The organism is Pseudomonas sp. KH_046_2 (assembly GCF_057838985.1).
Genome location: NZ_CM174480.1, coordinates 5,738,865 through 5,759,827, shown reverse-complemented (window position 1 = coordinate 5,759,827; position 20,963 = coordinate 5,738,865). Strand labels below are relative to the sequence as shown.

Sequence of the window (20,963 nt, the reverse complement as noted above, 5' to 3'; positions counted from 1 at the left end):
TGTTCCAGTTAAATATCAAAAGTTGTACACGATTTGTTGGGTCGGTCAGATCGGCGGCGCTTCATTCGCGAGCAAGCCCGCTCCCATAAGGACAGCGCATGACCCTGTGGGAGCGGGCTTGCCCGCGAAGAGGCCAGTCGATACACCTTTGATTCCGGATCTGCCCAGTCACCATCCATCCCTTGCCTATACTTGGTTCTCTATAACAAAAGTCATGACAAGAGGGCTGCGCCATGGACCACCTCGTACTCACTGTTTTTGCTCCGGACAAGCCCGGGCAAGTCGAGCGCATTGCCCAATGCATTGCCGAGCACGGCGGCAATTGGCTGGAAAGCCGCATGTCACGTATGGCGGGACAGTTCGCCGGGATTCTTCGAGTGGGGGTGCCGGCTGAGGCCTACGACGAACTGGTCGATGCCTTGCAGGGCTTGTCCGCCCATGGCATTCGCGTGTTGATCGCTGAAAGCGGTATCGAACAATCCTGCACCTGGAAACCGATCGCCATGGAACTGGTGGGCAATGATCGCCCGGGGATCGTGCGTGACATCACGCGCTTGCTGAGCGAGCAGGGGGTGAATCTGGAGCGGCTGGTCACCGAAGTGCGTCCGGCACCGATGAGCAGCGAGCCGTTGTTCCATGCCGAAGCGATTCTCGCGGTTCCGCTGACGCTGTCGCTGGACGTACTGCAATCGCGCCTGGAAACCCTGGCTGACGACCTGATGGTCGAATTGGTGCTGCGCAGTGAACCCTGATCAGGTTATCCAAGTTAAACGTGCACCGGCCTGTGGATAACCTGTAGAGACACCCCGCCAGGCCACGCCGACCGGGGCTCTCCAGCTTCTGATCAAAAAACCAGCAGTTTCAGATACTTGCGCACAAACGGCGGGGATCACGCTGTGGATAACCTTGGGAAGGAATGATACAGGCCACGGGAGACGTGGCCTGTAGGGTTTTGTGCGTTTTTTGATCAGCTGCGGCGGCGCAAACTTATCCACGCATCGACGCTGTAAACCGCCAGGCCGGCCCAGATAAACATGAACGCCACCAAGGTGCTGGACGACAGGTGCTCGCCAAACAGCAGGACCGCTTGCAGCAGCACCAGGGTCGGTGCCAGGTACTGGAGAAACCCCAGTGTCGTATAGGGCAAATGCCGTGCGGCAGCGTTGAAGCAGACCAGCGGCACCAGCGTGATCGGGCCGGCGGCGACCAACCACCAGGCTTGGGAGGTGGTCCAGAATTCGGCCTGGGCGCTGCTGGCCGTCGGATTGAGCAGCAACCAACCGAGGGCAATCGGTACCAGCATCCAGGTTTCCACCACCAGCCCCGGCAGCGCCTTGACTGGCGCCTGCTTGCGAATCAGGCCATAGAAACCGAAGGTCAGTGCCAGCACCAGTGAAACCCACGGCAGGCTGCCGACTTGCCAGACCTGTTGCGCCACACCGACAGCCGCCAGACCGACGGCAATCCATTGCATGCGCCGCAGCCGTTCGCCGAGGATCAGCATGCCCAGCAATACGTTCACCAACGGGTTGATGTAGTAACCCAGGCTGGCCTCCAGCATGCGTCCGTTGTTCACCGACCAGACGTAGGTCAGCCAGTTGGCCGCGATCAGCGCACCGCTCAGGGCCAGGATCGCCAGCCGTCGCGGATTTTCCCGCAGCTCGCGCCACCAGCCGGGATGCTTCCAGACCATCAGCAACAAGGCGCCGAACAGCGCCGACCACAGCACCCGGTGGATGATGATTTCCACGGCGGGCACGCTGGCGATGGCTTTGAAATAGAGGGGGAAAAGCCCCCAGATGATGTAGGCACTCAGGCCTAGAATGTACCCGCGACGCGGGTTGGCGGCTTGCATGCAGAATCCTTGCTTAGGCAGCTAACAAAGAGGGGATTGTAAGGAGATTTGTTTAGCTTTGCTGCTAACCTTTGTGGGAGCGAGCCTGCTCGCGATAAGGCTTTCTATTCAGCACTTCGGTGACTGACAACCCGCCATCGCGAGCAGGCTCGCTCCCACAATTGGATCTGTGTTTGGTCAGAAGAGCTTTAGTGGCTCTTCGTTGAGCGCCGCCAATTGCTCGCGCAACGCCAACACCTGATCCCCCCAATAACGCTCTGTGCCGAACCACGGGAAACTGCGGGGGAAAGCCGGGTCTTCCCAGCGGCGGGCGAGCCAGGCGCTGTAGTGCATCAGGCGCAAGGCGCGCAACGGTTCGATCAAGGCCAGTTCACGGGGGTCGAAGTCGTGGAACTCGTTATAGCCGTCCATCAGTTCCGACAACTGGCTCAGGCAATCCTGGCGATCGCCGGCGAGCATCATCCATATGTCCTGCACCGCCGGGCCCATGCGGCAGTCGTCGAGGTCGACGATATGGAACATCTCGTCACGGCACATCATGTTGCCGGGGTGACAGTCACCGTGCATGCGGATGTTCTGGTGCGGCGTGTTGCTGTAGGCATCTTCCACACGCTTGAGCAGATCGCGGGCCACCGATTCGTAGGCCGGTAGCAGGCTGCGGGGGATGAAATTGCCGTCGAGCAACGTGGCCAGTGAGTCATGGCCGAAGTTTTTCACCGCCAGCGCTTCACGGTGCTCGAACGGCCGGGTCGAGCCGACCGCATGCAGGCGCCCGAGCAACTGGCCCAGGCGATACAGTTGATCGAGGTTGCCCGGCTCCGGTGCGCGGCCGCCACGGCGGGGGAACAGGGTGAAACGGAATCCTTTGTGTTCGTGCAGGGTTTCGCCATTGTGGATCAACGGCGCCACGACCGGCACCTCGCAGTCGGCGAGTTCGGCGGTGAACTGGTGCTCTTCCAGAATGGCTTCGTTGGTCCAACGTTGCGGCCGGTAGAACTTGGCGATCAGCGGCTCGGCGTCTTCGATACCGACTTGATAGACGCGGTTCTCGTAACTGTTGAGCGCCAGGATGCGCGCGTCGCTGAGAAAGCCGATGCTTTCGACGGCGTCGAGCACGAGGTCTGGTGTGAGGGTTTCAAACGGGTGGGCCATGCTGACTCCTGCGCGCAGCAGGCTGCTGCGTCCGGCCAGGCATGGTAGCGCAGACGGGCGCTCTTTAGGGGCAGGGTTGCGAGATGTGTTGCTCGGGCTGGCGCCTTCGCGGGCAAGCCCGCTCCCACAAGGACTACATGATTCCCTGTGGGAGCGAGCCTGCTCGCGATGGCGATTAATCAGGCGCCGACGATCCCGCCATCTTCCCGCGAAATCGCCATCACCGAAGACCGCGGCTTGCCATTGGGCAGGTGCTCAGGGAAGGTCGAACCGCCGTTTTCACCCGGATGCTGGATCCCGACAAACAGGGTTTTCTGGTCCGGCGAGAAGCTGATCCCCGTCACTTCACAACCTACCGGGCCAACCATGAAACGGCGAATCTCGCCGGTTACCGGGTCGGCACAGAGCATCTGGTTGTTGCCCATGCCGGCAAAGTCTCCGGCGTTGCTCGAATCGCCATCGGTGAGAATCCACAAGCGTCCGGCCTTGTCGAAGCCCAGCCCGTCAGGGCTGTTGAACATGTTCTGCGGCGTGATATTCGACGATCCGCCTTTGGGTGTGTCGGCGTGAACCCCCGGATTACCGGCGACGACGAACAGGTCCCAGGCAAAGGTTTTCGAGCCGTGATCGTCACGCTCGGTGCGCCAGCGCAAGATCTGCCCGTAGACGTTCTTCTCGCGCGGGTTCGGTCCGCCCACCGGTTGCCCGTCTTCGCCGCGTTTGGCGTTGTTGGTCAGCGTGCAGTAGACCTGGCCATCCTTGGGGCTGACCACGATCCATTCCGGGCGGTCCATGCGCGTGGCTTTCACAACGCTGGCGGCGAGACGGGCGTGGATCAGCACTTCGGCCTGATCGGCAAAGCCGCTGCTGGCGTCGATGCCGTTTTTGCCGTGGGTCAGTTCGATCCATTCACCCTGGCCTTTCGGGTGATCGACGTTGCCGTCGCCGGCATCGAAACGCGCCACGTACAGGGTGCCGTGGTCGAGAATGTCGCGGTTGGCCTTGGGGTTCTTGTGGTCGATCTTGTCGCGGCTGACGAATTTGTAGATGAACTCACCGCGTTCGTCGTCGCCCATGTACACCACGGCATGTCCGTCGCCGGTTTCGGCCAGGGCGGCGTTTTCGTGTTTGAAGCGTCCCAGGGCCGTGCGTTTGACCGGCGTCGATTTCGGATCGAACGGATCGATCTCCACCACCCAGCCGTGACGGTTGAGTTCGTTGGGGTTCTTCGCCATGTCGAAGCGCTCGTCGTGCTGGTGCCAGTTGATCTCTTTGCTGGTGGCCACCACACCGTAACGCTTCTGCGCCGGGTCGAATTTCTGCTCGGCGTTGCTGCTGCCGAAGCAGTCGGTGAAGTTCTCTTCACAGGTCAGATAGGTGCCCCACGGCGTCTTGCCGTTGGCGCAGTTCTGGAAGGTGCCCAGGACGTTCTTGCCGTGCGGATCGGCGCTGGTTTTGAGCAGGGCATGTCCGGCGGCCGGGCCGCTCAGGCTGATCGGTGCATTGCCGTGAATCCGGCGGTTGTAGCGCGAGCCCTGGACGAATTGCCATTGGCCGTTCTTGCGTTGCACTTCAATCACCGACACACCTTCGCAGGCCAGCGCCTTGCGCACTTCTTGCGCCGATTGCGGCATACCGCCGTGGGCGTAGAGGTAGCGGTAGTTGGTGTATTCGTTGTTGATCGCCATCAGCGCCCGGTCTTTTTCGCCCGGAAATTCGAACAGGCTCATGCCGTCGTTGTTGTCGCCGAACTGGGCTTCCTGATGTTCGGCGCTGCCATTACCGCTCGGGTCGAACGCAGGGCCGTCCTTGTGCAGAGGCTGGCCCCAGCTGATCAGCACCGAGGACTTGTAGCCCGGTGGCAGGGTGATGGCGTCGCTGGTGGCGGCGGCAATGCTGTCGAAGCCCAGCAACTGGCTGTTGCCGGCGCTGACACTGGCGGCCATCACGCTGCGGCTCAGCAGGTTGCCACCGAGGAACATCGCAGCGCCGCACAGGGCACCTGCGCTGATGAAGCCGCGACGGCTGAGGCCGACCATGTTTTCGAGGTCGGTGGACTGGTTTTCTTCTAATAGGCTCATTTCAGGCTCCCTGCGGATTTTGCAGACACCTTAAAGATGAGTAATGAACCTTTTGTTGCAGTTTGCTTAAAGCGGCGTGCCCAGTAGAACTCTGGACGGTGAGAACTCAACGCGCACCGGTTTGCCGCACGTCAACCCCGATGCTTGCAGATGACTCGGTTCGGCCAAGGCGCATAGGGTCAGACCGTTGGGCAGGGTGATGCGCAATTCGCTGGGGCCGTCGTCGGCGTCGAGAATTTTTTCGATGATGCCCTTGAAGCAATTGTTTCCAGGCGTTTCGGGGGAATCGCTTTCCAGCACGTCGAGCCAGCCGGCCTTGATCAATGCCACGACTTCGGTGCCGATTTGCAGCTCCAGGCGCTCGGTGCTGTCGTGGGTGATTTGTGCGGCGACGATCACGCCTTCGGCGACCTCGAGGCGAATCAGGTCGTTGCGCCCCTGAGGTTCAATCGCCATCACCTTGCCGTGCAACTGATTGCGCGCGCTGGTGCGCAGCATCAGGCGTCCGAGCAGATCCAGGTCGCTCGCGTCTTCAGCGGCTTCGAGCACCTGGGCCTGCAAGGCTTGCAGCTTCTGGTAAAGGCGCAACACCCGTTCACCTTCGTTGGACAGGCGCGCACCGCCGCCGCCCTTGCCACCGACAATCCGCTCCACCAGCGGCTTCTGCGCCAGGTTGTTCAGCTCATCAATCGCATCCCAGGCGGCCTTGTAGCTCAGGCCCGCGCTTTTGGCCGCGCGGGTGATCGAGCCTTGTTCGGCGATGTGCTGCAGCAGGGCAATGCGCTGCGGTCGGCGGACGATGTGCTGGGACAGCAAGGTGGGCAAAGACATGACAAGTCGCTTTGGCTGGTGACGATGGTGAGGACGTTGGCCGCTTGGGCCGCGCGAGTCAAGTCAGGGTGTCTCGCCGGGTTTGGGCGTGCGGGCCAGGCAATAGACGTCGACCCTCGCCGCACCGGCGTCCATCAGCAGGCGAGCCAGGGCCTGGGCCGTGGCACCGGTGGTCAGTACGTCATCGACCAGGGCCAGGTGCTGGCCTTTGACGACGGCGCCGGGTGCCAGGGCGAAAGCATTGCGCAGGTTCCTTCGGCGGGCTTCGGCGTTCAAGGCCTGTTGGGCGTCGGTGTCTTGGGTGCGCAGCAGCAACCGTTCGTCGCAAGGGATATCGAGACTCGCACTCAACCAGTGAGCCAGCATCGCCGCCTGATTGAACCCGCGCTGGCGCAAGCGTCGGTTGGCCAACGGCACCGGGATCAGCGCATGGGGGCGCTGCAGGTCGTCTTCGAAGCGATGTTGCAGGTATTGAGCAAGAAGTTCGGCGAGCAGGCGGCCAAACGGCCACTTGGCATTGTGTTTGAAGCGGGTGATCAGGCTGTCTACCGGAAAGCTGTAGGTCCAGGGCGCAATCACCTGTTCGAAGGCCGGTGGCTGCTTCAGGCAATGGCCGCAGGTGAGGCCGACAGCCGGAAGCGGCAGGGCGCAGGTCAGGCAGTGATCGCCGAGCCAGGGCAGCTCGATTTCGCAGGCTGTGCAGAGAGGAGGGATGCCGTCGGCCGTTTCATCGCACAAAAGGCATGATTGTTTGTTTTTTAACCAGATGTAAACCGGTCCTTCGTATCGTGGTTGACAGCGCATCGCTCTTCCTTAAATATGCCGAAACATCTGTGAAGCGACTGTGAAATTCCATTAGCCAGCCGCCTGCCAAAGCATAATTCAAAGGAAACACCCATGAGCGCCAGCACCACTGCAACCCTGCGTCATGACTGGACTTTGGCCGAAGTCAAAGCACTCTTCGTTCAGCCATTCAATGACCTGTTGTTCCAGGCGCAGACGGTGCACCGTGCGCATTTCGACGCCAACCGCGTGCAGGTGTCGACCCTGCTGTCGATCAAAACCGGCGCCTGCCCGGAAGATTGCAAATATTGTCCGCAGTCCGGTCACTACAACACCGGCCTGGAAAAAGAAAAACTGATGGAAGTGCAGAAGGTCCTCGAAGAGGCCGCTCGCGCCAAGGCCATTGGTTCGACCCGCTTCTGCATGGGCGCGGCGTGGAAGCACCCATCGGCCAAGGACATGCCTTATGTTCTGAAGATGGTTGAAGGCGTGAAAGCCCTGGGCCTGGAAACCTGCATGACCCTCGGTCGCCTGGATCAGGATCAGACTGAAGCGCTGGCCAAGGCCGGCCTCGACTACTACAACCACAACCTCGATACATCGCCTGAGTTCTACGGCAGCATCATCACCACCCGCACCTACAGCGAGCGCCTGCAAACCCTGGCGTATGTGCGTGATTCGGGGATGAAGATCTGCTCCGGCGGTATTCTCGGCATGGGCGAGTCCCTCGATGACCGCGCCAACCTGCTGATCCAGCTGGCCAACCTGCCGGAGCATCCGGAGTCGGTGCCGATCAACATGCTGGTGAAAGTCGCCGGTACACCGCTGGAAAATGCCGACGACGTCGATCCGTTCGACTTCATCCGCATGCTCGCGGTCGCGCGCATCCTGATGCCGCAATCCCACGTGCGCCTGTCCGCCGGCCGCGAAGCCATGAACGAGCAGATGCAGGCCCTGGCGTTCTTCGCCGGCGCCAACTCGATTTTCTACGGCGAAAAACTGCTGACCACCGCCAACCCGCAGGCCGACAAGGACATGCAACTGTTCTCGCGCCTGGGCATCCTGCCGGAAGCCCGCGAAGAGCACGCCGACGAGGTGCATCAGGCGGCGATCGAGCAGGCGCTGGTGGAGCAGAAGAGCAGCGAGCAGTTCTATAACGCGGCGGTTTGAAGCCTCGCCGATTGCACTGAAAAAGTACAAAACCCTGTGGGAGCGAGCCTGCTCGCGATAGCGATCTAACAGTCGGCATTAGAGTCGAATGTGAATCCCTCATCGCGAGCAGGCTCGCTCCCACAGTGGACATGTATCATTTGATAGTCGAGGCCTGCATGTCTTTCGATCTCGCCGCACGCCTTGCCGCCCGTCGTGCCGAAAACCTCTACCGCCAGCGTCCGCTGCTTGAAAGCCCCCAGGGCCCGCAAGTGGTGGTCGATGGCCAGCCGTTGCTGGCGTTCTGTAACAACGACTACCTGGGCCTGGCCAACCATCCGCAAGTGATCGAAGCCTGGCGCGCCGGCGCTTCGAAGTGGGGGGTGGGCGGAGGGGGATCACATCTGGTCATCGGCCATAGCTCCCCGCACCATGCCCTGGAAGAGGCGTTGGCCGACCTGACCGGTCGTCCGCGGGCGTTGCTGTTCACCACCGGTTACATGGCCAATCTTGGCGCGGTCACGGCGCTGGTGGGGCAGGGTGATACGGTGCTCGAAGACCGGCTCAATCATGCGTCGCTACTCGACGCGGGGCTGTTGTCCGGCGCGCGGTTCAATCGCTACCTGCACAACGACCCGGTGAGCCTGGCCAAACGCCTGGAAAAAGCCACCGGCAATACGCTGGTGGTCACCGACGGCGTGTTCAGCATGGACGGTGATATCGCCGACTTGCCTGCGCTGGCCCGAGAAGCCAAGGCCAAAGGCGCCTGGTTGATGGTCGACGATGCCCATGGTTTTGGACCGCTGGGTGCCAACGGTGGCGGTATCGTCGAACACTTCGGCTTGAGCCAGGATGACGTTCCGGTGCTGGTCGGCACTCTCGGCAAGGCGTTCGGTACGGCGGGTGCCTTTGTCGCTGGCAGCGAAGAGCTGATCGAAAGCCTGATCCAGTTCGCCCGTCCCTACATCTACACCACCAGCCAGCCACCTGCGCTGGCTTGCGCCACGTTGAAAAGCCTGGAACTGCTGCGCAGCGAACACTGGCGCCGCGAGCATTTGCAGACGCTGATCCGTCAGTTCCGCGCGGGTGCCGAACAGATTGGCCTGGAACTCATGGACAGCTTCACGCCGATCCAGCCGATCATGATCGGTGACGCGGGGCGCGCGGTGCGTCTTTCGCAGATGCTGCGCGAACGCGGGTTGATGGTGACCGCGATTCGTCCGCCGACCGTACCCGCCGGCAGCGCCCGACTGCGGGTCACGCTGACGGCTGCCCACAGCGAGGCCCAGGTACAGCTATTGTTAAACGGACTGGCCGATTGTTTTCAACAGCTGAAGCCGGAGCCAAGCCATGCGTGATCGTCTGATTTTGCTGCCCGGCTGGGGTCTTGGTGTTTCACCCTTGGAGCCCCTGGCTGCGGCCTTGCGCGGTTTGGATGAGCACCTGCACGTCGAGATCGAGCCGTTGCCGGAACTGGAGTCGAGCGATCTTGAAGAGTGGCTCGATGAGCTTGATTCGACTTTGCCGCAAGACGCCTGGCTAGGCGGTTGGTCATTGGGTGGCATGCTCGCCTGCGAGTTGGCGGCCCGGCGTGGCGATCGCTGCTGTGGCGTGTTCACCCTGGCCAGCAACGCCTCTTTTGTCGCCCGTGATCAATGGTCAAGCGCCATGTCCGGGGAAACCTTCGATGCGTTTCTGGCGGGATGTGAAGCCGATCCGCGCGCGACATTGAAACGCTTTTCACTGCTCTGCGCCCAAGGCGCCGAAGACCCGCGCGGACTGTCGCGGATGTTGATCGGCGGCGCCCCGAATACCGCCGCGCCAGTGCTGCTCAGTGGTCTGCAAGTGCTCGCGCAACTGGATACACGACAGGCTCTGCAATCGTTCCGCGGTCCGCAACTGCATCTGTTCGCCGGTCTCGACGGGCTGGTGCCGGCACAAGCGGCGGGCGAGTTGTTGGCATTGCTGCCGGATGTCGAAATTGGTCTGATTGAACAGGCCAGTCACGGGTTTCTCCTGGAAGATCCCCACGGTGTGGCGGGGGCGATCCAGGCCTTTTTGCATGAGTCCGGTGATGACTGATTTATCCCTTCCCAACCTGCCCGGCGCCTTGCCCGACAAGCGCCAGGTAGCCGCTTCATTCTCCCGCGCGGCGGCCAGCTACGACAGCGTGGCCGAGTTGCAGCGTGATGTTGGCAGCCAATTGCTCGGGCGCCTGCCGCAAGACTTCGTACCGCAGCGTTGGCTGGACCTTGGCTGTGGCACCGGGCATTTCAGTCGTGCCCTGGATGAGCAGTTTCCGGGCAGTCACGGTGTGGCGCTGGACATCGCCGAAGGCATGCTCAACCACGCCCGGCCATTGGGCGGTGCCACGCACTTCGTGGCCGGTGATGCCGAGCGTTTGCCACTGCAGGATTCGACCTGCGACCTGGTCTTCTCCAGCCTGGCGGTGCAGTGGTGCGCGGACTTCGACTCGGTGCTCAGTGAAGCCTTTCGGGTGCTGAAACCGGGTGGCATTTTCGCGTTTGCTAGTCTGTGTGTAGGGACGTTGTTTGAATTGCGCGACAGCTGGCGCGAAGTCGACGGCATGGTGCACGTCAATCGCTTCCGGGAGTTTGGTGTTTATCAGCAATTGTGTGCGGCCAGCAGCTTGAGGACGGTCAGTCTGCAAAACCTTGCGCATGTGCTGCATTACCCGGATGTGCGCAGCCTGACCCATGAACTCAAGGCGTTGGGTGCGCACAATCTCAATCCCGGGCGGCCGGGTGGCTTGACCGGTCGGGCGCGGATTTTGGGTCTGATTGAGGCTTATGAACAGTTTCGTCAGGCCCAGGGACTGCCGGCGACTTATCAAGTGGTGTACGCCGTTTTGGAGAAACCCTTATGAGCGCAGCCTATTTCATCGCCGGTACGGATACCGATGTCGGTAAAACCACGGTCGCTGCCGGGTTGCTGCATGCGGCGCGTTCGGCGGGTTTGAGCACGGCGGCGGGCAAGCCGGTAGCTTCCGGTTGCGATGTGACGCCCAAGGGCCTGCGTAACGCCGATGCACTGGCCTTGCTGGCTGAGTGTTCGCTGCCGCTGTCCTATGCACAGGTCAATCCGATGGCCTTCGAACCGGCCATTGCCCCGCATCTGGCGGCGCGAGAAGCGGGCGTGGCGCTGACGGTGCAGTCGTTGCTGACGCCGATGCGGCAGATTCTGGGCCTGCAGGCGGACTTCACCCTGATCGAAGGCGCCGGCGGCTGGCGCGTACCGTTGGCGGATCAGGACAATCTGTCGGACCTCGCCATCGCGTTGCAGTTGCCGGTGATCCTGGTGGTCGGCGTGCGACTGGGCTGTATCAGCCATGCCTTGTTGACTGCCGAAGCGATTGCCCGGGACGGTTTGCAACTGGCGGGATGGGTAGCCAACATCATCGACCCCAAGACCTCGCGGCTGGAAGAAAACCTGGCTACCCTTGCCGAGCGCCTCCCGGCGCCGTGCTTGGGGCGTGTGCCTAAACTCAAGGCCGTTACGGCCGAGGCAGTGGCCGAGCACTTGCAACTGGACCTGTTGGACTGAGGTGAGTGGCATGCGGGCTTTGCCTATGACAAGGCACTGTGCCATTAGTGTTTTTGACGGGTGTTTTGCCAGCCACTCTGCTTCAATGGCCGCTGTTGATCCTTTGAAAGGACGAGTTCTCCCATGGAAATCTCAGGAAACACCGCTTTTTATGCCGGTCTGAGCACTCTTCAGACAGGGCAGAACCGTGTCGATCAAGCCGCCGGGCAGATCGCCAACACGACGATCGAGCGTTCGGTCACCAGCCAGTCCTCTGAGGCACAGGTCGATCGTCTGCGATCGGTTGATCGCAGCCGGCAATCGGACCTGGCCAGCAGCGTGGTCGAAATGGCCCAAGGCAAGATTCAGGCGGAGCTGGGCGTGAAAGTCGCCAAGGCAGCCGACGAAGCGCTCGGAACCTTGATCGATACCTACGCCTGATTCTTTAAAGAATTTGCACCCTCCAGCGCCGCGCCTGTTCGCGGCGTTTTTCTGCGTAAGTCTTTCTTGTTCAACTAATCTTTTCGGTGCGGCGGGCTGCTTCGCAAGCGCGGCTGCGTTGTCGCGTGCCTGTGTGTCCAATCCTGCGATGACGAATGGCAAAAGATCGACGCTTGACAAGATTTGGGCGTAAACGTATGTTTCAAACAACTGTTTGATCGCAACAACAAATCCATGCGGTCGTTCATTCCCGGTTACATCAGCAGAGGTTTATCGCTATGCCTGACTACAAGGCCCCCTTGCGTGATATTCGCTTCGTTCGTGACGAGCTGCTCGGCTACGAAGCGCACTATCAGAGCCTTCCGGCTTGTGCCGACGCAACTCCGGACATGGTTGACGCCATTCTCGAGGAAGGCGCCAAGTTTTGTGAGCAGGTACTGGCTCCGCTGAACCGCGTGGGCGACATCGAGGGTTGCACCTGGAGCGAGTCCGGCGTCAAGACCCCGACTGGCTTCAAGGAAGCCTACAAGCAATTCGTCGAAGGTGGCTGGCCGAGCCTGGCTCACGACGTAGAGCACGGCGGCCAAGGCCTGCCGGAGTCCCTGGGTCTGGCCATCAGCGAAATGGTTGGCGAGTCCAACTGGTCGTGGGGCATGTACCCAGGCCTGTCGCACGGTGCGATGAACACCATCTCCGAGCACGGTACCCCTGAGCAGCAAGAGGCTTACCTGACCAAGCTGGTTTCCGGCGAGTGGACCGGCACCATGTGCCTGACCGAGCCGCACTGCGGCACCGACCTGGGCATGCTGCGCACCAAGGCCGAGCCTCAGGCCGACGGTTCCTACAAGGTTTCCGGCACCAAGATCTTCATCTCGGCCGGTGAGCACGACATGGCCGATAACATCGTCCACATCGTACTTGCCCGCCTGCCGGATGCACCGGCTGGCACCAAAGGCATCTCCCTGTTCATCGTGCCGAAGTTCATGCCGAACGCCGATGGTTCGGTTGGCGCGCGTAACGCCGTGTCCTGCGGTTCCCTGGAACACAAGATGGGCATCCACGGCAACGCCACCTGCGTGATGAACTTCGACGGTGCTACCGGTTTCCTGATCGGCCCGGCGAACAAAGGCCTGAACTGCATGTTCACCTTCATGAACACCGCACGCCTGGGTACCGCGCTGCAAGGCCTGGCCCACGCCGAAGTCGGTTTCCAGGGCGGCCTGAAATACGCTCGCGACCGCCTGCAAATGCGCTCGCTGACTGGCCCGAAAGCGCCGGACAAAGCCGCTGACCCGATCATCGTGCACCCTGACGTACGCCGCATGCTGTTGACCATGAAGGCCTTCGCCGAAGGCAACCGTGCGATGGTTTACTTCACTGCCAAGCAGGTCGACATCGTCAAGTACGGCGTGGACGAAGAAGAGAAGAAGAAAGCTGACGCACTGTTGGCGTTCATGACCCCAATCGCCAAAGCCTTCATGACCGAAGTCGGATTCGAATCGGCCAACCACGGCGTGCAGATCTACGGCGGCCACGGCTTCATCGCTGAGTGGGGCATGGAGCAGAACGTCCGCGACAGCCGCATTTCGATGTTGTACGAAGGCACCACCGGTATCCAGGCCCTCGACCTGCTGGGCCGTAAAGTGCTGATGACCCAAGGCGAAGCCCTGAAAGGCTTCACCAAGATCGTCCACAAGTTCTGCCAGACCAACGAAGGCAACGAAGCGGTTCAAGAGTTCGTCGCGCCGCTGGCTGCACTGAACAAGGAATGGGGCGAGCTGACCATGAAGGTCGGTATGGCCGCCATGAAAGATCGCGAAGAAGTCGGCGCGGCCTCCGTGGACTACCTGATGTACTCCGGTTACGCCTGCCTGGCCTACTTCTGGGCTGACATGGCGCGTCTGGCTGCCGAGAAACTGGCTGCCGGCACTTCCGAAGAGGCTTTCTACACCGCCAAGCTGCAGACTGCGCGCTTCTACTTCCAGCGTATCCTGCCGCGTACCCGCACTCACGTCGTAACCATGCTGTCGGGCGCCAACAACCTGATGGACATGAAAGAAGAGAACTTCGACCTGGGCTACTAAGCCTTAACGAAGTACTTCAAAAAGCCGCTGCTCCTTCGGGACCAGCGGCTTTTTTTGCTTTGAAGGTTGCCGGTGGAAAAATGTCTGTAACGCCCTTTGAAAAATACCTCAGTAATTCACTCAGTAACTCGGGCTTCCTGCCGTTACAGTAGTGGGCACATTGCCATCTATTGATTTGACGGGTCGGAGCTTTACCCTTGCCGCGCTCATCTGCTGTACGTTTCAGTCATTTCCTGCCGTCATTAGTACTGTTACTGGCGGGGCTTGCGGCTGCTTACATCAAGGATCTGAACGTCTTCTTCACGTCACTGTTCAACGTGCTGCCCACCCTGGTGTTGTTGCTCGGTGGTGCCTATTGCGCGGTGTACCGACGCCAGCGTGAACTGTTTCTGATGGTCACGGTGTACATCGCCTACTTCCTGCTTGACACCCAGACCGACTATTACCGCGACAACGGCAAGGTGCGTGACGATGCCGCCGTGGTCTTTCATTTGTGTTGCCTGTTGCTGCCGCTGCTGTTTGGCGTGTTCGCGGCGTGGCAGGAGCGCACCCATCTGTTCCAGGACATGGTGGCGCGCTTCGCGGTCTTGCTCGCGGTCGGCAGCGTGGCGCTCGGGCTTGAGCAAAGTTATCCACATGCGCTGCTGATCTGGCTGTCGGAGATTCGCTGGCCTGCCCTGCATGGCGCCTGGATGAGTCTGATCCAGTTGTCCTATCCGGTGTTCATCGCTGCGTTCCTGCTGCTGGCCTGGCAATACTGGCGCAACCCGCGTCCGCTGCATGCCGCGCAATGGGTGGGGCTGCTCGGGTTGTTCTGGATGTTGCCGAAAACCTTCATCCTGCCATTCACGCTGAACATCATGTGCAGCCAGGTGATGCTGATGATCGCCGCCGCCGTTGCCCACGAAGCCTATCAAATGGCCTTCCGCGACGAACTGACCGGGCTGCCGGGCCGCCGTGCGCTGAATGAACGCATGCAACGTCTGGGGCGCAACTACGTGTTGGCCATGAGCGACGTCGACCACTTCAAGAAATTCAACGACACTCACGGCCACGACGTCGGCGACCAGGTGCTGCGGCTGGTGGCCAGCAAGCTGTCGAAGATCGGCGGTGGCGGTAAGGCGTATCGCTATGGCGGCGAGGAATTTGCCTTGGTGTTTGCAGGCAAGACCCTCGAAGAGTGCATGCCGCACCTGGAAGTCATCCGCGAGTCCATCGCCACTTACAACATTCAATTGCGAAACCAGGAAAATCGTCCGCAGGACGATCATCAGGGGCGCCAGCGACGTGCCGGTTCCGGTGCGTCGAGTGTATCGGTGACGGTCAGTATCGGCGTTGCCGAACGCATCGATCAACGCACCCCGGAAGAGGTGCTCAAGTCCGCTGACCAGGCGCTCTACAGTGCCAAGGGCGCCGGGCGCAACTGCGTGATGGCGTTCGGACAGAACCGCCGTGGCGCCGTGCGCATGGACGCCGCTACGGTTGAGTGATGATGGCGCATTCAGCGAGCGCAAAGTGATTGTGAGGCGTGGTCGGCAGCAGTAGGTTGGAGAAATCTGCCGACGGAGAATGACCATGCCCGAGTACAAAGCTCCCTTGCGCGACATGCGCTTTCTGATTGATCACGTCTTCGACTTTCATAGTAACTACGCCGCGCTGGGGGCCACCGATGCCAGCCCGGACATGGTCAATGCGATCCTCGAAGAAGGCGCGAAGTTCTGCGAAAACGTGCTGTCGCCACTCAACCGCAGCGGCGATGAAGAAGGCTGCCATTTCGACAATGGCGTGGTCACCACACCGACGGGATTCAAGCAGGCTTTCGCACAATACGTGGAAGGTGGCTGGCATGGGCTGGCGGCGGATCCGGCCTACGGAGGCCAGGGCTTGCCGATCTCTCTGGGCCTGGTGATCAGTGAGATGGTCGGCTCCAGCAACACGTCCTGGGGCATGTACCCGGGCCTGACCCACGGTGCCATGTCCGCGATCCATGCCCATGGTACCGAAGAGCAGAAAAACACTTATTTGAGCAAACTCACCGCTGGCCAATGGACCGGCACCATGTGCCTGACCGAAGCTCATTGCGGCACCGATCTCGGCATCATCAAGACCCGCGCCGTACCGGCGGTCGATGGCAGCTATGCGATCTCCGGCAGCAAGATCTTCATCTCCGCCGGCGAGCACGACATGAGCTCCAATATCATTCACCTGGTGCTGGCCAAATTGCCGGACGCACCGGCCGGGACCAAAGGCATTTCGCTGTTCATCGTGCCCAAGTACCTGCCCAATGCGGCGGGCGAAGCGGGCGAGCGCAACAGCGTGTCCTGCGGCTCGATCGAACACAAGATGGGCATCAAGGCCTCGGCCACCTGCGTGCTGAACTTCGACGAGGCCAAGGGCTTCCTGATCGGCGAGCCGAACAAGGGCCTCAACTGCATGTTCACCATGATGAACCACGCGCGGCTGGGCACCGGCATGCAAGGGCTGTGTCTGGGGGAGGCGAGCTTCCAGGGCGCGATCAAATACGCCAACGACCGTTTGCAGATGCGCTCGCTGACCGGCCCGAAAGCACCGGAAAAAGCCGCCGACCCGATCATCGTGCACCCTGATGTGCGGCGGATGTTGCTGACCATGAAAGCCTTCAACGAAGGCAACCGCGCGCTGACCTACTTCACCGCGCAACTACTGGACGTGGCGCACCTGAGTCCGGATGAAACGGCGCGCCAGGACGCCGAAGACCTGTTGGCGTTCCTCACGCCGATCTGCAAAGCCTTCATGACCGACACCGGGCTGGAGGTGACCAACCACGGCATGCAGGTGTTTGGCGGTCACGGCTTCATTCGCGAGTGGGGCATGGAGCAGCTGGTCCGTGACTGCCGGATTGCGCCGATCTATGAGGGCACCAACGGCATTCAGGCGCTGGACCTGCTCGGGCGCAAGGTGCTCGGCAGCCAGGGCAAGCTGCTGCGCGGCTTCACCAAAATCGTCCACAAGTTCTGCGCGGCGAACGCCGAGCATCCACAACTGGCCGGGTATGTTGCGCAGCTCAATCAACTGAACCAGCAGTGGGGTGAGTTGACCACCAAGGTCGGCATGGCAGCGATGAAAAACCCGGACGAAGTCGGTGCCGCGTCGGTGGATTACCTGATGTACAGCGGTTACATCATCCTCGGCTACCTGTGGTTGCGCATGGCGCTGGTGGCTCAGTCGCAGCTCGATGCGGGCAGCGGCGATGGCGACTTCTGCAGGGGCAAACTGGCGACCAACGAGTTTTACTTCAAGCGTCTGTTGCCACGCACTGCCGCTCATCGGGCGGCCATCGAAGCGGGTAGCGATTGCCTGATGCAACTGCCGGCGGAGTTGTTTGCGCTTTAGTCATAAAAGTCCGTTACAAAGAAGCTCGCCTTGCGCGGGCTTTTTTGTTGATGACTAAAAATAACAAAACGGTCATGAGTTGACCCTATGTGTCGCAAAAGTTGTTGAGGTACACTCCGACCCAACGAAAACACTCTTCCTGTGAATCACCTGTATAGATCTTGCGAGGTTTGCCATGGCTGACTACAAAGCGCCCCTGCGCGATATGCGCTTCGTCCTCAATGAAGTTTTCGAGGTCGCCAAACTCTGGGCCGAACTGCCTGCACTGGCCGAGACTGTGGATGCAGAAACGGTCGAAGCCATCCTGGAAGAAGCCGGCAAAGTCACCAGCAAAAGCATCGCACCGCTGAGCCGTGCCGCTGACGAAGAAGGTTGCCATTGGGCGGACGGTGCTGTCACCACGCCGGCAGGTTTCCCACAGGCTTATCAGACCTACGCTGAAGGCGGCTGGGTCGGTGTCGGTGGCGATCCGTCCTACGGCGGCATGGGCATGCCCAAAGCCGTTTCGGCCCAGGTCGAAGAAATGGTCAACTCCGCCAGCCTGTCGTTCGGCCTGTACCCGATGCTGACCGCCGGCGCTTGCCTGTCGATCAACGCCCACGCCAGCGAAGAGCTGAAAGCCGCGTACTTGCCGAACATGTACGCGGGCATCTGGGCCGGTTCCATGTGCCTGACCGAGCCACACGCCGGTACCGACTTGGGGATCATTCGCACCAAGGCCGAGCCTCAGGCCGACGGCTCCTACAAGGTCAGCGGAACCAAGATCTTCATCACCGGTGGCGAACACGACCTGACCGAAAACATCATCCACCTGGTGCTGGCCAAGCTGCCGGATGCGCCAGCGGGGCCGAAAGGCATTTCGCTGTTCTTGGTGCCGAAATTCATGGTCAATGCCGATGGCAGCCTGGGTGCGCGCAACCCGGCCAATTGCGGTTCGATCGAGCACAAGATGGGCATCCAGGCGTCCGCGACCTGCGTGATGAACTTCGATGAAGCCGTGGGTTACCTGGTCGGCGAGCCGAACAAAGGCCTGGCGGCGATGTTCACCATGATGAACTACGAGCGTCTGGGCGTCGGTATCCAAGGCCTGGCCACTGGCGAGCGCTCGTACCAGAACGCCGTGGAATATGCCCGCGACCGTCTGCAAAGCCGTTCGCCGACCGGCGCGCAGAACAAGGACAAAGTGGCTGACCCGATCATCGTCCACCCGGACGTGCGTCGCATGTTGCTGACCATGAAAGCCTCGAACGAAGGTGGTCGTGCGTTCTCCACCTACGTGGCGATGCAACTGGACACCGCCAAGTTCAGCGAAGACGCCACGATCCGCAAGCGCGCGGAAGACCTGGTGGCATTGCTGACCCCGGTAGCCAAGGCGTTCCTGACTGACCTCGGCCTGGAAACCACCGTACACGGCCAACAGATCTTCGGCGGCCACGGTTACATCCGTGAGTGGGGCCAGGAGCAACTGGTGCGTGACGTGCGCATCACCCAGATCTACGAAGGCACCAACGGCATTCAGGCGCTGGATCTGGTCGGGCGCAAGATCGTGGGCAGCGGCGGGGCGTTCTACAACCTGTTCGCCGACGAGATTCGCCACTTCACAGCGACCGCCAGCGCGGACCTCGCCGAGTTCACCAAGCCGCTGAACGACGCAGTGACCACCCTCGATGAGCTGACCGCGTGGTTGCTTGACCGTGCGAAGAGCAATCCGAACGAAATCGGCGCGGCGTCGGTCGAGTATCTGCAAGCGTTTGGTTACACGGCCTACGCCTACATGTGGGCGCTGATGGCCAAGGCGGCTTTCGGCAAAGAAACCGAGGACGATTTCTACGCCAGCAAACTGGGCACGGCGCGCTTCTATTTCGCCCGCCTGCTGCCGCGCATTCACTCGTTGAGCGCGTCGGTGAAGGCCGGTAGCGAATCGTTGTTCCTGCTGGATGCTGGGCAGTTCTGATGAAGTAACGTTATGTAAGCATTCTCTTACACAACGTGCTGCTCTTCTCCCATAGATGCAAATTGGATCCACGGCTAATCTACTTCACATGGACGTAGCGCAGGAAGCGCAAAGCAACAACAGGGACACGTAGGATTCTGCCAGGACGGTGGAGTGAAATGGATGTCAGGGAAACAGTCTGCAAAGCCCCGCTTCGGCGGGGTTTTCTTTTGCCTGAAGAAAAGTTTTCAGCTTGTCCCATCCAGCGCCTGCGCGCTGTTCAAGCGCCCATCCGGGCCGTTTATCACCTCTTCCAGCAATGTCCGCAGCAATGCCAGCGAGGCCTGCTGCCGTTGCACATCCCGGCACACCAAACCGACTTTCAGCGGCACTCGTGGTTCGCTCAGGGGTTTACCCCAGCGCTAAATGTCAGCAACGCCAACATCGATGAAATGCTCCTGCGCCTGGCGCGCGCCTTCTCCCGAGTACGCACCATGCAATTGCAGTGCCGCAAAGGGATTGCCGTCTGATCAGACGCATCCTGCACACATTCCAGAACCGTCTCGCGGTAACACGCACGCCCTACGCCCGACACTTTTGGCGTGGGGCGTTTTTTTGTGGCCGGTTTTTTCCAAAGGCAATTTCGGCTTGAGCGGTTAGCACATCAATGGCTTTCTAGCGTGCATCGGCAGGGAGTGCCGGTGCCAGCGAAAAGGTATTGCTGTCGCGTTGGTTTTGATTTCTGTACCACTGGGTGGTATGTTTTATGGAAGGGATGCCGATGTCACCAAGGTTGTTCAAGACAAAGCGCTTCGCTATGCAGGCTGCCAAGGCCTGGATCGGTGATGACGAACTCCGGGAGGCATTCACCGAAATGCTCAATGGTCAGGCTGACAATTTGGGCGGCGGGGTCTGGAAGAAACGTTTGAATGCCAACCGCCATCGCTCGATCATCCTGGCCAAGGGCGGTGCTTACTGGATTTATCAGTTCCTGTATGCGAAGAAGGGTCAGAGCAATATCAATCAGGCTGAACTGATCGGATTTCGGAAAATGGCTAGGGCCTATGGTGGGCTGACAGAGGTGCAAGTCCAGTACTTGCTGGATACGAAGGAGTTTGTGGAGATACCTGATGAGTAAGAAATTCAAAAGTGAAGCGTTTGAGTCGATCCATGAGTCTGCCAGTGCCTTGTACGCCATCGGTGCAATCAGCAAGGCGACCATGCGTGAATTCGATGAGTCTTGTCTAGCAAGGGTGCCGGATGCGATTCCCGCGCAAGAGATCAAGGCATTGCGTGAGCGCAACAATGTCAGCCAACCGGTGTTTGCGCGCTACCTGAACACCAGTGCTTCCACGGTCAAGCAATGGGAAGCAGGGGATAAGCACCCCAGTGGCATGGCGCTGAAGTTGCTGAGTATCGTGCGCAAACACGGTCTGGATATACTGGCCTGAGGAATCGGGCTGAACCCTGACAAACGGCACAGGTCGATTAGCTGTAGGGCTCGAACGAATTCACCCCAATCAGGAGCTGTCCCATGGACTTTATTCGCATCATCATCGCCATCCTGTTGCCGCCACTGGGTGTGTTTCTGCAAGTAGGATTCGGCGGGGCGTTCTGGCTGAACATTCTGCTGACGTTGTGCGGTTACATTCCGGGGATCGTGCATGCGGTGTACATCATCGCCAAGCGCTGAGCTGAGCGTCGGCAGGTAGATCGCCTTCGCGAGCAGGCTCGCTCCC

Annotated in this window: 19 protein-coding genes and 1 pseudogene; 14 read left to right on the top strand and 6 right to left on the bottom strand. The window is 60.4% G+C overall.

The window, feature by feature from the left end; translation table 11 throughout:
* Window positions 1-233: 233 nt before the first annotated feature.
* On the top strand, window positions 234-752 hold the full coding sequence (locus AC3IX1_RS26280; RefSeq protein ID WP_347909478.1) for a glycine cleavage system transcriptional repressor: 519 nt from the start codon (window positions 234-236) through the stop codon (window positions 750-752).
* Between the two features lie 215 nt (window positions 753-967).
* Here AC3IX1_RS26280 and rarD read toward each other — a convergent pair whose 3' ends face one another.
* From rarD to AC3IX1_RS26255, 5 genes are all read right to left on the bottom strand, one after another.
* A complete protein-coding gene (gene rarD / locus AC3IX1_RS26275) occupies window positions 968-1,855 on the bottom strand; it encodes an EamA family transporter RarD (protein WP_489386329.1) in 888 nt (295 codons plus the stop codon).
* A 177-nt stretch (window positions 1,856-2,032) separates the two neighbouring features.
* A complete protein-coding gene (locus tag AC3IX1_RS26270) occupies window positions 2,033-3,007 on the bottom strand; it encodes a serine/threonine protein kinase (RefSeq protein WP_489386328.1) in 975 nt (324 codons plus the stop codon).
* Window positions 3,008-3,186: 179 nt separating this feature from the next.
* Window positions 3,187-5,088, bottom strand: a complete 1,902-nt coding sequence (locus tag AC3IX1_RS26265) for a PhoX family protein (RefSeq protein WP_489386327.1) — start codon at window positions 5,086-5,088, stop codon at window positions 3,187-3,189.
* Window positions 5,089-5,154: 66 nt separating this feature from the next.
* Window positions 5,155-5,919: a TOBE domain-containing protein gene (locus tag AC3IX1_RS26260; RefSeq protein WP_489386326.1), complete on the bottom strand. Its 765-nt coding sequence runs from the start codon at window positions 5,917-5,919 to the stop codon at window positions 5,155-5,157.
* Between the two features lie 63 nt (window positions 5,920-5,982).
* On the bottom strand, window positions 5,983-6,723 hold the full coding sequence (locus tag AC3IX1_RS26255) for a ComFC family protein (protein ID WP_489386325.1): 741 nt from the start codon (window positions 6,721-6,723) through the stop codon (window positions 5,983-5,985).
* A gap of 93 nt (window positions 6,724-6,816) precedes the next feature.
* Between AC3IX1_RS26255 and bioB the strand changes: the two genes are divergently transcribed.
* The 10 genes from bioB (at window position 6,817) to AC3IX1_RS26205 (ending at window position 19,245) form a co-directional block, all read left to right on the top strand.
* A complete protein-coding gene (bioB, locus tag AC3IX1_RS26250) occupies window positions 6,817-7,872 on the top strand; it encodes a biotin synthase BioB (protein WP_489386324.1) in 1,056 nt (351 codons plus the stop codon).
* Between the two features lie 158 nt (window positions 7,873-8,030).
* A complete protein-coding gene (gene bioF / locus AC3IX1_RS26245; protein WP_489386323.1) occupies window positions 8,031-9,209 on the top strand; it encodes an 8-amino-7-oxononanoate synthase in 1,179 nt (392 codons plus the stop codon).
* Window positions 9,202-9,933: an alpha/beta fold hydrolase gene (locus AC3IX1_RS26240; RefSeq protein ID WP_489386322.1), complete on the top strand. Its 732-nt coding sequence runs from the start codon at window positions 9,202-9,204 to the stop codon at window positions 9,931-9,933. The genes bioF and AC3IX1_RS26240 overlap by 8 nt, the downstream gene beginning before the upstream one ends.
* Window positions 9,926-10,738 (top strand): malonyl-ACP O-methyltransferase BioC, encoded by an 813-nt coding sequence (gene bioC / locus AC3IX1_RS26235; protein ID WP_489386321.1) that lies wholly within the window; start codon window positions 9,926-9,928, stop codon window positions 10,736-10,738. The genes AC3IX1_RS26240 and bioC overlap by 8 nt, the downstream gene beginning before the upstream one ends.
* The gene (gene bioD, locus AC3IX1_RS26230) at window positions 10,735-11,415 is read left to right on the top strand and encodes a dethiobiotin synthase (RefSeq protein WP_489386320.1); all 681 of its coding nucleotides are present in this window, start codon (window positions 10,735-10,737) and stop codon (window positions 11,413-11,415) included. The genes bioC and bioD overlap by 4 nt, the downstream gene beginning before the upstream one ends.
* A gap of 123 nt (window positions 11,416-11,538) precedes the next feature.
* Window positions 11,539-11,835: a pyrroloquinoline quinone biosynthesis protein PqqE gene (locus AC3IX1_RS26225; RefSeq protein ID WP_489386319.1), complete on the top strand. Its 297-nt coding sequence runs from the start codon at window positions 11,539-11,541 to the stop codon at window positions 11,833-11,835.
* 278 nt (window positions 11,836-12,113) lie between these two features.
* Window positions 12,114-13,919, top strand: a complete 1,806-nt coding sequence (locus AC3IX1_RS26220) for a phenylacyl-CoA dehydrogenase (RefSeq protein ID WP_150756146.1) — start codon at window positions 12,114-12,116, stop codon at window positions 13,917-13,919.
* A gap of 197 nt (window positions 13,920-14,116) precedes the next feature.
* A complete protein-coding gene (locus AC3IX1_RS26215) occupies window positions 14,117-15,409 on the top strand; it encodes a GGDEF domain-containing protein (protein WP_489386318.1) in 1,293 nt (430 codons plus the stop codon).
* A gap of 85 nt (window positions 15,410-15,494) precedes the next feature.
* Window positions 15,495-17,291, top strand: a complete 1,797-nt coding sequence (locus AC3IX1_RS26210) for an acyl-CoA dehydrogenase C-terminal domain-containing protein (protein WP_489386317.1) — start codon at window positions 15,495-15,497, stop codon at window positions 17,289-17,291.
* A gap of 175 nt (window positions 17,292-17,466) precedes the next feature.
* Entirely contained in the window at window positions 17,467-19,245 is a 1,779-nt protein-coding gene (locus AC3IX1_RS26205) for an acyl-CoA dehydrogenase C-terminal domain-containing protein (protein WP_489386316.1), read from the top strand.
* Window positions 19,246-19,472: 227 nt separating this feature from the next.
* On the opposite strand, the pseudogene AC3IX1_RS26200 reads toward AC3IX1_RS26205, so the two are convergent.
* Window positions 19,473-19,637 (bottom strand): annotated as a pseudogene (locus AC3IX1_RS26200) (LysR family transcriptional regulator); the annotation flags it as partial.
* A 368-nt stretch (window positions 19,638-20,005) separates the two neighbouring features.
* Here AC3IX1_RS26200 and AC3IX1_RS26195 point away from each other — a divergent pair.
* The 3 genes from AC3IX1_RS26195 to AC3IX1_RS26185 all read left to right on the top strand — a co-directional run bounded on the left by AC3IX1_RS26195 (window position 20,006) and on the right by AC3IX1_RS26185 (window position 20,917).
* Entirely contained in the window at window positions 20,006-20,362 is a 357-nt protein-coding gene (locus AC3IX1_RS26195; RefSeq protein WP_489388791.1) for a type II toxin-antitoxin system RelE/ParE family toxin, read from the top strand.
* Window positions 20,355-20,675 (top strand): helix-turn-helix domain-containing protein, encoded by a 321-nt coding sequence (locus tag AC3IX1_RS26190; RefSeq protein ID WP_489386315.1) that lies wholly within the window; start codon window positions 20,355-20,357, stop codon window positions 20,673-20,675. Before AC3IX1_RS26195 ends, AC3IX1_RS26190 begins: the two co-directional genes overlap by 8 nt.
* A gap of 83 nt (window positions 20,676-20,758) precedes the next feature.
* Entirely contained in the window at window positions 20,759-20,917 is a 159-nt protein-coding gene (locus AC3IX1_RS26185; protein ID WP_003228885.1) for a YqaE/Pmp3 family membrane protein, read from the top strand.
* Window positions 20,918-20,963 lie beyond the last annotated feature (46 nt).